Below are 12481 nucleotides of genomic sequence, written 5' to 3'. Positions count from 1 at the left end.
ATCCAGCGTTTTTCCACGCCCGTATGCCCCACTGAATTGCCCCACCAGGACAAGCGATCCCGCTCGCAACAAGGCCCGCTGTCCGGCGTCTGCATCCTCGACATGACTGACGGGCTTCGGCCAGACCGGTCCGTACGCGCGGCGCGTGCCGCTTGCGGCCGCATCGGCCATGGCGGAATTACATGCCGCTGTAAGAACGACGCGCCCGCATCGACTGCATGCGGCGCGCGCCCTCGAATTCACAGCGTGCCGCCGCCAGACATCCAATACGGCTCGCGCTCGTAGTACTGGTGCAGCTGCGTGCCCCACTGCGGGTCGGCCATGCGCGGCCATTGGTCCTTGTTGAAGCCGGGCGCCGCCTTGATCCGATCGGCCGTGATGCCGAGGCGGAAGCATTTCTGGTCGGTATCCATGACCAGCGCATTCCACGGGATCGCGTGCAGCGTGTCGCCGATGCCGAGAAAGCCTCCGGTGGTCAGCACGGCATAGGCAATGCGGCCGCGTGGCACGTCGAGCATGATCTCGCTGATCTCGCCGACATGCTCGCCGTCCGACGAATAGACCTTGGTGTCCTCGAGGCTGGAGGCGGCCATCACTTCCGGACCCGGGCCTTCGCCGACCCCAGACCCCACGATATTGGCACCGCCCTGATCCGTGCCGGGTTGCGAGGGATTCATCGCCTTCTCCTTGATGGTGGTTTGCAGGAACTGGTGTTTCGCAACGACCATGCCATCCCGGTGCGGCGGGCCTCGCCCCGGCTGCCTCCGCCTTTCATCATTTTTTCGCAATCGCCCGCTAAGGTCCTGCCTTTCCCTTCCCCACACCCTGAAAGGCAAGAGGCAGGACATGACCCGAACCCCCTACCCCCGTCGACGTTTCCTGATCCACACCGGCGCGCTCGGCCTCGGCACCAGCCTCGGCCTGACCGCCTGCGGTTCCGATGACTCGCCCGAGGCGCCGGTGGTCATCGTGCCCGACAGCGAACGGCCCAAGCTGCCGTACGGCATCCAGATCGGCGATGTGGGCGACGGTCGCGCGGTGGTATGGGCACGCGCCGACCGTCCCGCGCAGCTGCGGGTGGAGTACGACACCACCGACAGCTTCCGCAATCCGCGCAAGGTGCTCGGCCCCACCGTCAGCGCCGCGTCCGACTTCACGGGCCGCGTGGAGCTGTCGGGGCTGCCTGCCGGCGAATCGATCTTCCTGCGCGTCGCCTACGACAGCATCGACAACCCGCGCGCGACCGGCGTGGTGGTGCCGGGCCAGTTCCGCACCATCCCGCGCACCGACGCCAACCGCCCCGTGCGCTTCGTCTGGGGTGGCGACGTCGCCGGCCAGGGCTGGGGCATCAATACGGAATTCGGCGGCATGAAGATCTTCGAGGCGATGCGCCGCCGTGAACCGGACTTCTTCCTGCACAGCGGCGACACGATCTATGCCGACGGCCCGATCCTGGCCGAGGCCACCGCGGAGAACGGCCGCGTGTGGAAGAACCTGGTGACGCCGGAGGTCTCCAAGGTCGCCGAGACGCTGGACGAATACCGCGGCCGCTACCGCTACAACCTGATGGACGAGAACGTGCGTCGCTTCTCGGCCGAGGTGCCGCAGATCTGGCAATGGGACGACCACGAGGTCACCAACAACTGGTCGCCGACCAAGGATTTGAGCGCCGATGCGCGCTACACCGAAAAGAACATCGCCACGCTGGTCGCGCGCGCCACGCAGGCCTTCCGCGAGTACGCGCCGATGCGCATCGGCAGCACCGCGGCGGAGCAGACGCTCTATCGCAAGGTCTCGTACGGCCCGCTGCTCGACGTATTCGTGCTGGACATGCGCACGTATCGCGGCGGCAATACGGCCAACCTGCAGACCACCGAGAACGGCGACACCGTCTTCCTCGGCAACGAGCAGCTCGAATGGCTGGTCAATGGCGTCAAGCAATCGCAGGCGACCTGGAAGATCATCGCCGCCGACATGCCGATCGGTTTGTGGGTACCGGACGGCAAGGACGCGGCCGGCAATGCGCGCTGGGAAGCGATCGCCAACGGCAACGACGGCGCTGCACTGGGCCGCGAGCTCGAAACCGCACGACTGCTGCGCGCGATCAAGGGCGTGCCCAATGTGGTCTGGCTGACCGCCGACGTGCACTATTGCGCCGCGCATTACTACGATCCGTCGAAGGCCCAGTTCACCGACTTCTCGCCGTTCTGGGAATTCGTTGCCGGTCCGCTGAACGCCGGCACCTTCGGCCCCAATCAGCTCGACGCCACCTTCGGGCCGCAACTGGTCTTCCAGAAGGCGCCGCCTGCAGGCCAGGCGAACCTGTCGCCGTATTCGGGCTTCCAGTTCTTCGGCGAGGTCAATATCGATCCGGCGACGAAGGCGCTGACCGTGGATCTGCGCGATCTGGATGGGGTCAGCGTGTTCAGCAAGACGTTGCCGGTGACTTGAGGCCGCGGACGCTGGCGAACCTCTATGGTGTTCTCCCTCTCCCCCTCAGGGGGAGAGGGTTGGGGAGAGGGAGGTGGTTTCGAACGATGGCCGCATAGCGACCGCCGCTTGCCCTCTCCCCCGGCCCCTCTCCCGCAAGCGGGAGAGGGGAGAATACCCATGCTGCAACACGGTCACTGCGGCATTTCACCGCTAGCGCAACATGAACGACATCGCCGACAGGCAGTTCAGCATGCGCACCGCGTCGGACACGCTGGCGGCATCGAAGCGCAGCGTGACACCGTCCAGCCGCCGCAGTGTGGGCCATTGGCAGAACAGGTCCGCATGCGCGGGCGTCAGCGTCCGCAATTGGCATGTCACCGGGCCGGGAATGGTAAAGGGCTGCACCGCGGTCCGATCGGTCTGCAGCGAGCGGACCGCGGCTTCGGCTGCCGCGGCGATGGCTTCGCACGCCGCGGCCGGCGTCATCGAGTCGCCGGTGCCCTGCCCCTGCGCGCGCTTGGTGGCGACATAGCGCACCCACGGCAGCAGCGCCGAAGTTTCCTCGACGAACACATCGTCGCCGCTCGCCATCAGCACCGGCACGCCGGCCTCGCCAGCGAGTCCGGCATACAGCCCCGCTTCGCCCAGCTCGATGCCGTTGAGGCTCACGCTGGCAAACGCGCCGCTGTTGATCGTATGCGCCAGAATGCCGCGCCCCTGCGCACGGCCGTGATAGCCGATCATCAACACGCCATCGCACCCCTGCTCGATGCCGCTCATCATGCCGGCGTAGCGCGGCTTGCCGAGCACGAGCCGCACGCGCGGGTCCAGCAGGTCCGGCAGAAGGTTGCGGAAGCCCCCATGCGAGTCGTTGACCCAGACGGCTTCGGCCCCGGCAGCGAAGGCGCCGCGGGCCGCGGCATCGGCCTCCCGGGTCATCCAGGCGCGGGCGCGCTCGTATTCGCCGTTGCCGGGGCGCGTCTGTTCGGGATGGAAGACGCCGGCGACGCCCTCGATATCGGTGGAAATGAGGATCTTCATGGGATTGGCGCGCCCCCGACGCAGCGTAGGCGCGCGGTTCAGTCGGCTGAATTCAGTTCGGGCACCAGCGTCAGCAAGCTGCGGCGGCAATGGCCGTCGCGGCCGGTGACGGTCTGCGCGTGCCACAGCGCATGCACGATGGCCTGTTCGACGCTGTCGGCCGCGGCATGGAACAGCGGATCCAGCGCTGTCTCGTGGACCATCGCAACGGCGGGCATCGGCGCTGTGGCATCGTGCGGCACGGTATAGGCGGTGCTGAAGGCCAGCGCGATATCGCCGGAACCATGGCCGTAGACCGAGCCGGTGCGCGCCAGCCCCGCACCCGCGCGCCGTGCCAGCCGTGCCAGTTGGCGGGAATCGAGCGGCGCGTCGGTGGCGACGATCATGATGATCGAACCCTTCTCCGGTGCACCGTCCGGTGCAGCAGGCGCAACGTCCTCAGCAGCGGGCGCAGCCAGCCGCTGTGCCAGTTCGGGGCCGACCCGGCTGCCGGCGACGGTCAGCATCGACGGCGTGCCGTAGTTGGCCAGCACCAGCGCGCCCACGCGGTAAGGTCCCGCAACTCGCGACGCCGTGCCGATGCCGCCCTTGACGCCAAACGCCGACATCCCGCGTCCGGCCCCGACCGAGCCTTGCGCAACTTCGGCGTCGGCAGCCGCGCAGGCCTGCAGATAGTGCGTTTCGCCGACGGCCATCGCCTGGATATCGTTCAGATGGCCGTCATTGCATTCGAACACCAGCGGATTGACGGTGGGCCAGCCGCGGCCGATCTCGGCGTGGGCAGCGATCGCCTGGCGGATCTGCGCCTGCGCTACGGCACCGACCGCAAAGGTGTTGGTCAGCGCGATCGGCGTCTCCAGCACGCCCAGTTCGTCGACTTGCACCAGTCCGATGCTCTTGCCGAAGCCGTTCAGCACCGCGGCCGCCGCCGGAACCTTGTCCAGATAGGGATCGCCGGCGTGCGGCAGCACCACGGTGATGCCGGTCTGCACGGCGCCATCGGCCAGCGTGCAATGGCCGACGCGCACGCCCGGCACATCGGTGATCGCATTGCGCGCGCCGGCCGGCAGATCGCCGATATGCGGCGGCACGCCGGACGCGATGGAAGGTTCGTGCGGCATTGCAGTGTCCCGGGTCAGCGGCGGTCGATCTTCGGATCGAGCGCGTCGCGCAGCCCGTCGCCGAGCAGATTGAACGCGAGCACGGTCAGGAAGATCGCGAGGCTGGGGAAGATCGCCACATGCGGGGCCGTGACCATGTCGGCGCGCGCTTCGTTCAGCATTGCGCCCCACTCCGGCGTCGGCGGCTGCGCGCCCAGGCCGAGAAAGGACAGGCTGGCCGCGGTGATGATCGAGGTGCCGATCCGCATCGAGAAATAGACGACGATCGACGAGATCGTGCCCGGCAGGATATGCCGCATCAGGATGGTCCAGTCGGACGCGCCGATGCTGCGCGCGGCCTCGATATAGGTCAGCCGCTTGAGCATCAGCGTATTGCCGCGCACCAGCCGCGCGAACGCCGGGATGCTGAAGATCGCCACCGCGAACACCACGTTGACCATGCCGTTGCCCAGGATGGCCACGATGCCGATCGCCAGCAGGATGCCCGGGAACGCGAACAGCACGTCGGAGATCCGCATCACGATCCGGTCCCACCACCCTTCGTAATAGCCGGCCAGCAGACCCAGCAGCGTGCCGACGATCGCGCCGACGATCACCGAGAAGAAGCCGGCGGCCAGCGAGATGCGCGTGCCGGCGAGGATGCGGCTGAAGATGTCGCGGCCCAGCGAATCGACGCCGAACCAGTGCGCCGCCGACGGCCCCGCGTTCAGCGCGTCATAGTCGAAATAGTTCTCGGGATCGTAGGGCACCAGCTGCGGCGACAGCACCGCGACGATCACCAGCAGGATCACAAACACGCCGGCGGCAAGCGCCAGATGCTGGCGGCGGAACTTGCGCCAGAATTCGCTCCACGGCGTGCGGACGGGCTCGGCCTGCGCCGCCGCGCTCGGCACAGCGGCCTCGTTGGCCACGGTCGATAGCTCGGTCATGGACGGCCTCACTTGTAGCGGATAGTGGGGTTGATCACCGTGTACAGCAGATCCACCACCAGATTGATCAGGATGAATTCGAGCGAGAACAGCAGCACCTCGGCCTGGATCACCGGGTAGTCGCGCATTTCGACGGCATCAACCAGCAGCCGGCCCAGGCCCGGCCAGTTGAACACCTTCTCGACCACGATCGAGCCGCCCAGCAGAAAGCCGAACTGCAGGCCCATCATCGTGACGACCGGAATCATTGCGTTGCGCAGGCAGTGCTTGGCGACCACCAGCGATTCGCGCACGCCCTTGGCACGCGCCGTGCGCACGTAATCTTCCTGCAGCACCTCGACGAACGATGCCCGCGTAAAGCGCGCCATCACCGCGGCCACGGCGGCGCCGAGCGTCAGCGAAGGCAGGATGTAGTGCTTCCAGCTTTCGGCGCCGATAGACGGCAGCCAGCCCAGCTGGACCGAGAAGATCTCCATCAGCAGCATGCCGAGCGCGAAGGCCGGAAACGAGATGCCCGACACTGCCAGCGTCATGCCGATGCGGTCGGGCCAGCGATTGCGCCAGACCGCCGAGCCGATGCCGATCAGCATGCCGAACACCACGGCCCACAGCATCGAGGCGACGGTCAGCCACAGCGTTGGGAAGAAGCGGTCGCCGATCTCCTCGCTGACCGGACGCTTGGTGCGCAGCGAGGTACCGAATTCCCCTTGCAGCGCGTTGCCGAAGAATGTGACGAACTGCTGGTGCAGCGGCTTGTCCAGGCCCAGATCCTTGCGCACCAGTTCCACGGTGGCGGCATCGGCCTCCGGTCCGGCGGCCAGCCGCGCCGGATCGCCAGGCAGCAAATGCACGAACAGGAAGACCAGCACCGCGACGATCAGCATCGTCGGCACCACGCCCAGCACGCGCTTCAGAAAGTAATTCAACATGACGACTCCAGACCCGCCTTCGTTGCGCACCGGACTCGCCGTCCCCGCCTGCGCGGGGCACGACGAGTCCTACGGTGCCAGCAACGATCGCGGGCGCGACGCTTACTTGATATCGATGTTCTCGAACTCGAACGAGCCGTCGGGCATCACATAGGCGCCGCTCAGCCGCTTGCTGCGGGCATACAGCACCTGCTCTGTCACCAGGAAGGCCCACGGCGCATCGTTCCAGATGCGCTGCTGCGCATCCTTGTACAGCCGGGCCTTCTCGTTGCGGTCGGTGGTGCGCAGCGCGCCGGCGATATCGGCATCGACCTGCTCGTTCTTGTAGTACGCCGTGTTCAGCAGCTTCGGCGGCATCGATTCGGATGCCAGCAGCGGACGCAGCGCCCAGTCCGACTCGCCGGTCGACGAGGACCAGCCGACGTAGTAGATGCGCACGCCGGCGTCCTCGGGCCTGGGCACGCTCTCGACCTTCTCGACGCGCTGACCGGCCTCGAGCGCCTGCACCGAGGCCTTGATGCCGACCTGCTGCAGCTGCTGCTGCACGAACTGGATCACCTTCTGCGCGGTGGTGTGGTTATAGGCGGACCACAGCGTGGTTTCGAAGCCGTTCGGATAGCCAGCCTCCTTCAGCAGCGCACGCGCCTTGGCCGGATCGTACGGCCACGGGCCCAGCTTCTCGGCAAAATCGACGCCCGGCGGCACCACCCCCTCGGCCGGCACCGCATAGCCGGCGAACGCCACCTTGGCCAGCGCCTGCTTGTTGATCGCGTAGTTGATCGCCTGGCGCACCTTGGGGTCGTTGAACGGCTTGACCATCGTATTGAGCGACAGATAGCGCTGGATGATCGACGGCGCGGCGATCAGGTCGACCTTCGGGCTGGCCTTGAGCACTGCGGCCTGCTCGAACGGAATGCTGAAGGCGAAGTCGGCCTCGCCGGTCTGCATGATGGCCGAGCGGCTGTTGTTGTCGACCACCGGCTTCCAGGTAATGGCGTCGATCTTCGGCAGACCGCTCTTCCAGTAGCCGGCGAACTTTTTGCCGCGCAGGTGGTCGGGCTGCTTCCACTCGACGAATTCGAACGGACCGGTGCCGACCGGGTGGAAGGCGATGTCCTTGCCGTATTTCTTCAGCGCGGTCGGCGAGATCATCACGGCAGACGGATGCGCCAGCACATTGATGAACGGCGAGAACGGCTCCTTCAGCGTGATCTTGACCGTGGTCGGGTCGACCACGTCGGTGCGCGCGACGCGGTTGAACAGCGTGTAGCGCTTGAGCTTGTTGGCCGGATCGGTGACGCGATCCAGGTTGACCTTGACCGCGGTGGCGTCGAAGCTGGTGCCGTCGTGGAACTTGACGCCCTTCTTGACCTTGATCGTGTAGACCAGCCCGTCCTTGCTGACGTCGTAGCTGTCGGCCAGCACGTTGACCAGCTTCATGTCCTTGTCCAGACCGAACAGGCCCTGGTAGAAGGTCTTGGATACCGCCTGCGACAGCGTGTCGTTCGAATCGTAGGGGTCCAGCGTGGTGAAGGTCGAGGCCACCGCCATCACCGCATCCTTGGCCGCGAAGGCCGGTCCGGCCGCGAACGCGGCCATCAGCAGGCCGCCGGCAAACAGGCGCGCCGCGCCACGTCGGGACAAACTGGCTTGCATCATTGTCGATTCTCCTTGGTAAGACGCACTGGTAGCACAGGGTGAACGGGCTGGATCGGCTCTTGACGGCCTTGCAGCCCCGGGTTGATTCAGGGGTTGGCTCCGGGTTGGGGCTCAATAAGCGCCGCCGACCGCATGCCGGGCAACGAAGTGGTCCGGCGCGACGGCAACCAGCGGCTGCACCAGCGGCTCGTCGCCGATCGCGCGGATCGGGCTCGGCAGCTCCTCGGTCCGAGGCTCGCGCCGCAGATGACGACGCGTGGGGTCGGCCACCGGCACCGCCGACATCAGCTTCTTCGTATAGGGGTGCTGCGGATTCTCGAAGATCGCGCGGCGCGGGCCGATCTCGACGATCTGTCCCAGATACATCACCGCGACCCGATGGCTGATCCGTTCGACCACCGCCATATCGTGCGAGATGAACAGGAAGGCAATGCCCATTTCGCGCTGCAGGTCGAGCATCAGATTGACGATCTGCGCCTGAATCGAGACGTCCAGCGCCGATACCGACTCGTCGGCGATCACCACCTTCGGGTTCAGCGCCAGGGCGCGCGCGATGCAGATGCGCTGGCGCTGGCCGCCGGAGAACTCGTGCGGATAGCGCGCGGCATGGGCCGGCGACAAACCGACCTTGTCCAGCAGCCATGCGACGCGCTGCTCGGCCTCCTTGCCGGTGGCGACCTTGTGCACCAGCAGCGGCTCCATGATCGAGTAGCCGACCGGCACGCGCGGATCGAGCGAGGCGAACGGGTCCTGGAAGATGAACTGGATATTGCGGCGCAGGCTCTGCAACGCGGGCCCCGACAGTTCGCCGATGTTCTGGCCGGCGAACTCGATGGTGCCGCTCTGGCTTTCGACCAGGCGCAGCAGCGAACGGCCGGTGGTCGATTTGCCGCAGCCCGATTCGCCGACCAGCGCCAGCGTCTCGCCGGGATACAGATCGAAACTGACGCGCTCGACCGCATGCACGCGGCGCGTCGGCCGTCCGAACAGGCCGCCCGGCACGTCGAAGCGGGTCACGAGGTCGCGCACGCGCAGGATCGGCTGGGCCGAGGCATCGGGACGCGTCGCCGCGGCCGGCGTATCGCTGCGAATATCGGCACCCGCATGCCCATCGCCGCCTTCGACCCGCACCAGCGGAAACTTCGCCGGCAGATCGGTGCCCGCCATCGCGCCGAGCTTGGGCACCGCCGACAGCAGGGCGCGCGTATACGGATGCGCGGGCCGCGCGAACACGGTCGGCGCCTCGCCCTCCTCGACCTTTTCGCCGCGATACATCACCAGCACGCGGTCGGCCATTTCGGCCACCACGCCCATGTCGTGCGTGATGAACAGCACGCCCATCTGCATCTCCGCCTGCAGATTGCGGATCAGCTGCAGGATCTCGGCCTGGATGGTGACGTCCAGCGCGGTGGTCGGCTCATCGGCAATCAGCAGCGCGGGCCGGCACGACAGCGCCATCGCGATCATCACGCGCTGGCGCATGCCGCCGGACAGCTGATGCGGATAGCGGTCCAGCACGCGGCGTGCTTCCGGAATGCGCACCAGCTCCAGCATCCGCAACGCCTCGGCGCGGGCCGCCGCGCGGCTCTTGTTCTGATGCAGGCGGATCGATTCCGCGATCTGCTCGCCGACCGGGAACACGGGGTTCAGCGACGTCATCGGCTCCTGGAAGATCATCGCGATGTCGGCGCCGCGAATGCCGCGCATCGTGCCGCCATCAGCCTTGGCGAGATCGAGCACGTCGCCGCCGCGGCGGCGCAGCATCATGCTGCCGCTGGCGAGGCGTCCGCCGCCATGTTCGACCAGGCGCATCAGCGCCAGCGAGGTCACCGACTTGCCGGACCCGGACTCGCCGACCACCGCCAGCGTTTCGCCGCGGTCGATATGGAAGGACAGGCCGCGCACGGCTTCGACGGTGCGTTCGGACGTGGCAAAGCGCACCGTCAGGTCGTTGACGGACACCACGCGCTGCGGCGGCAGCACCAGGCGGGATGCGGAAGACGCGGAAGACGCGGAAGGCGTGGTAGACGATGTGGCCATGGAGTGTTCCTCGAAACCTGCGGGCATGGTGTCAGCGGTAGATGGCCACGTGGACCGGCTCGCCGACGCGGGCGTGACCGCGGTACATGCCTTCGGTATTGAACGGCAGCGCAACGTTGCCGGCCGCGTCGATCGCGACCAGTCCGCCGCGGCCCTGAATCGCCGGCAGGTTCTGCATCACGACCGCGTGCGTTGCGGTCTCCAGCGAGCTGCCGGCATAGCGCATGCGCGCCGAGATGTCGTAGGCGGCGACCGCGCGGATAAACATCTCGCCGGTACCGGTGGTCGACACCGCCACCAGTTCGTCGGCATAGCAGCCGGCGCCGATCACCGGCGTATCGCCGACGCGGCCGAGCTGCTTGTTGGTGATGCCGCCGGTGGACGTGGCAGCGGCGAGCCGGCCCTGGCCGTCGAGCGCAACCGCACCGACGGTGCCGAACTTGGTGCCCGGGTCGAGCGGCTCGGCGCCTGCCTCATCCGCATTGGCGCGTGCGGCGAGCGCCGCGGCATCGTGATCCAGCAGGGCCATGCCGCTGCCGGCACGGGCGCGTTGCCATTGGGCATGACGCTCCGGCGTGTAGTAGTAGTCGGCCTCGACCAGCGGCAAGCCTTGCGCCTGAGCGAACGCTTCGGCACCCTCCGCGGCGAACAGCACATGCTCGCTGCGTTCCATCACCGCGCGCGCCGCCAGCACCGGGTTGCGCACGCGCTTGACGCAGGCGACCGCGCCGGCGTCGCGCGTGGCGCCGTCCATCACCGCGGCGTCCAGCTCATAGGTGCCGGCGTTGGTCAGCACCGCTCCCTTGCCGGCGTTGAACAGCGGGCAGTCCTCGAGCAGCCGCACCGCTTCGGTCACGGCATCGACGGCGCTGGCGCCCTCGGCCAGCAGGCGCTGGCCGGCGCGCAAGGCGTGCTCGAGCGCGGCGATGTACTGCGCTTCCTTGTCCGCGTCCATCGCGGCGCGGGTGATGGTGCCGGCCCCGCCATGGATGGCGATCACGGGCGTGGGCTTGGAGGTCGATCGGTCTACGTTCATGGTGCTTGGGCCCGCCTGTACGGCAGGCAAGTCGGTGAGGCTCGAGAGCGTTATTCGTTACCGGTGTCCGGGCGCCGGCGCCGTGGCGCCTTGCCGGATCCCAGACGGGGCCTGGATTGCGGTTCGCCGGCCCCGGCCGTGCGGTTGGAGTCGGCGCGCGCGTGGGTCTGATGCAGCCAGGGCAGCACGAACTCCGTCATGTCGGCGGCGGCCTTCACCGAACCGGTGGCGCGGTGCGCGACCGCACCGCACAGCGCCTCGATCATCGCCAGCACGGCCGCATCCGAGTTTGGCGACAACTGCCGGCCGGCGCTGACATACAGCGCGATATCGGCAAATGGCGCCAGCGGCGAGGTCGGGCCGTCGGTCAGCGCCAGGATCCGCGCACCGTGAGCGCGTGCGCGCTCGGTCAGCGCGACGCTGTCATAGACATAACGGGGAAAGGCGATCGGAATCACCAGATCGCGGCTGGTCAGCTTGAACAGCTGCCGCGCCGCGGTCGAGGCGCCACCGACGCCGGCAACGGTGATCACCGCGCGGCAGTACATGTCCAGCCCGTGCTGCAGCAGTCCGGCCAGATAGCCGCTGGCACCGAAGCCCAGCACATAGACATGCTCGGCCTCGAGGATCGCCGTCACCGCGCGTTCGCACGCATCGTCATCGAGCGCGCGCCGCGTCGCCTGCAGGTTGCGCTCGTTTTCCTCCAGCGAGGCGGCGATGACTTCCGTGACGGTGGCCGGCCGCTCCAGTTCGGTGCGCAGCTTCTCGACCGGCGCCAGCGTGGCCTCGAATCCGCGCACCAGTTCGGCGCGGAATTGCGGGTAGCCGTCGAAGCCCAGCGCATGGGCAAAGCGGTTCGCCGTCGCCACCGACACCTGCACCGCCTGCGCGAACTCGTCGATTCGCATCGTCGCCGCGCGGAACGGGTTGGCCAGCACGTAATCCGCCATGCGTTGGTGCGCCGGCGTCAGCGAAGGAAACGCCTTCGCGATGCGCTGCGAGACCGAGGCGTCGGGCGCGGTGTCTGGTGCGGTGCCTGGTGTGGAAACGGCCGGCTTGGCAGCGGGGCCGGAACGGGAAGCAGTCATGGCTCTGCAGTGGACTGGACGCAAATTGGTGCATCCGGGGAACGGCTATCGATGTAAACAAATTTACACGCAATAGCTGTGCCATGAAAATAGAGTTTACGAGATCAAGGGTTAACCCTTGCTTCGATGGGACCGTCGCTGACTGGCGTGATTGACCGGCCCGCCCAAGTCGTTTAGATTCGGCAGATCGAAGCGACTGACCGGA

The 12481-nt window shown here is 67.2% G+C and carries 10 protein-coding genes; 1 reads left to right on the top strand and 9 read right to left on the bottom strand.

From position 1 onward, the window contains the following. Positions 1-239: 239 nt before the first annotated feature. Positions 240-677, bottom strand: a complete 438-nt coding sequence (locus HTY53_RS05020; protein ID WP_174105384.1) for a PRC-barrel domain-containing protein — start codon at positions 675-677, stop codon at positions 240-242. 169 nt (positions 678-846) lie between these two features. Here HTY53_RS05020 and HTY53_RS05015 point away from each other — a divergent pair, with 169 nt between their 5' ends. Then, positions 847-2451: an alkaline phosphatase D family protein gene (locus HTY53_RS05015; RefSeq protein ID WP_174105383.1), complete on the top strand. Its 1605-nt coding sequence runs from the start codon at positions 847-849 to the stop codon at positions 2449-2451. Positions 2452-2643: 192 nt separating this feature from the next. Here HTY53_RS05015 and HTY53_RS05010 read toward each other — a convergent pair whose 3' ends face one another. The 8 genes from HTY53_RS05010 to HTY53_RS04975 form a co-directional block, all read right to left on the bottom strand. Further along, entirely contained in the window at positions 2644-3474 is an 831-nt protein-coding gene (locus HTY53_RS05010; RefSeq protein ID WP_174105382.1) for a M55 family metallopeptidase, read from the bottom strand. Between the two features lie 38 nt (positions 3475-3512). Further along, the gene (locus HTY53_RS05005) at positions 3513-4595 is read right to left on the bottom strand and encodes a DmpA family aminopeptidase (RefSeq protein WP_174105381.1); all 1083 of its coding nucleotides are present in this window, start codon (positions 4593-4595) and stop codon (positions 3513-3515) included. A 14-nt stretch (positions 4596-4609) separates the two neighbouring features. Continuing rightward, positions 4610-5524, bottom strand: coding sequence for a glutathione ABC transporter permease GsiD (gene gsiD / locus HTY53_RS05000; protein WP_174105380.1), 915 nt, complete (start codon positions 5522-5524; stop codon positions 4610-4612). An 8-nt stretch (positions 5525-5532) separates the two neighbouring features. After that, positions 5533-6453, bottom strand: a complete 921-nt coding sequence (gsiC, locus tag HTY53_RS04995) for a glutathione ABC transporter permease GsiC (RefSeq protein WP_174105379.1) — start codon at positions 6451-6453, stop codon at positions 5533-5535. Positions 6454-6555: 102 nt separating this feature from the next. After that, positions 6556-8112: a glutathione ABC transporter substrate-binding protein GsiB gene (gsiB, locus tag HTY53_RS04990; RefSeq protein ID WP_174105378.1), complete on the bottom strand. Its 1557-nt coding sequence runs from the start codon at positions 8110-8112 to the stop codon at positions 6556-6558. A gap of 111 nt (positions 8113-8223) precedes the next feature. Then, the gene (locus HTY53_RS04985) at positions 8224-10152 is read right to left on the bottom strand and encodes a dipeptide ABC transporter ATP-binding protein (RefSeq protein ID WP_174105377.1); all 1929 of its coding nucleotides are present in this window, start codon (positions 10150-10152) and stop codon (positions 8224-8226) included. A gap of 31 nt (positions 10153-10183) precedes the next feature. After that, positions 10184-11188, bottom strand: a complete 1005-nt coding sequence (locus HTY53_RS04980; RefSeq protein ID WP_174105376.1) for an isoaspartyl peptidase/L-asparaginase family protein — start codon at positions 11186-11188, stop codon at positions 10184-10186. Positions 11189-11238: 50 nt separating this feature from the next. Next, positions 11239-12276, bottom strand: coding sequence for a MurR/RpiR family transcriptional regulator (locus HTY53_RS04975; protein WP_174105375.1), 1038 nt, complete (start codon positions 12274-12276; stop codon positions 11239-11241). Between the last annotated feature and the right edge of the window lie 205 nt (positions 12277-12481).

The organism is Cupriavidus gilardii (assembly GCF_013314895.1).
Taxonomy (GTDB): Bacteria; Pseudomonadota; Gammaproteobacteria; order Burkholderiales; family Burkholderiaceae; genus Cupriavidus; species Cupriavidus gilardii_C.
This window is presented reverse-complemented; position numbering and strand designations above follow the sequence as displayed.

Coding starts and splice junctions, on each gene's coding strand:
- HTY53_RS05020 (WP_174105384.1), bottom strand. CDS start 677: ATGAATCCCTCGCAACCCGGCACGGATCAGGGCGGTGCCAATATCGTG.
- HTY53_RS05015 (WP_174105383.1), top strand. CDS start 847: ATGACCCGAACCCCCTACCCCCGTCGACGTTTCCTGATCCACACCGGC.
- HTY53_RS05010 (WP_174105382.1), bottom strand. CDS start 3,474: ATGAAGATCCTCATTTCCACCGATATCGAGGGCGTCGCCGGCGTCTTC.
- HTY53_RS05005 (WP_174105381.1), bottom strand. CDS start 4,595: ATGCCGCACGAACCTTCCATCGCGTCCGGCGTGCCGCCGCATATCGGC.
- gsiD (WP_174105380.1), bottom strand. CDS start 5,524: ATGACCGAGCTATCGACCGTGGCCAACGAGGCCGCTGTGCCGAGCGCG.
- gsiC (WP_174105379.1), bottom strand. CDS start 6,453: ATGTTGAATTACTTTCTGAAGCGCGTGCTGGGCGTGGTGCCGACGATG.
- gsiB (WP_174105378.1), bottom strand. CDS start 8,112: ATGATGCAAGCCAGTTTGTCCCGACGTGGCGCGGCGCGCCTGTTTGCC.
- HTY53_RS04985 (WP_174105377.1), bottom strand. CDS start 10,152: ATGGCCACATCGTCTACCACGCCTTCCGCGTCTTCCGCGTCTTCCGCA.
- HTY53_RS04980 (WP_174105376.1), bottom strand. CDS start 11,188: ATGAACGTAGACCGATCGACCTCCAAGCCCACGCCCGTGATCGCCATC.
- HTY53_RS04975 (WP_174105375.1), bottom strand. CDS start 12,276: ATGACTGCTTCCCGTTCCGGCCCCGCTGCCAAGCCGGCCGTTTCCACA.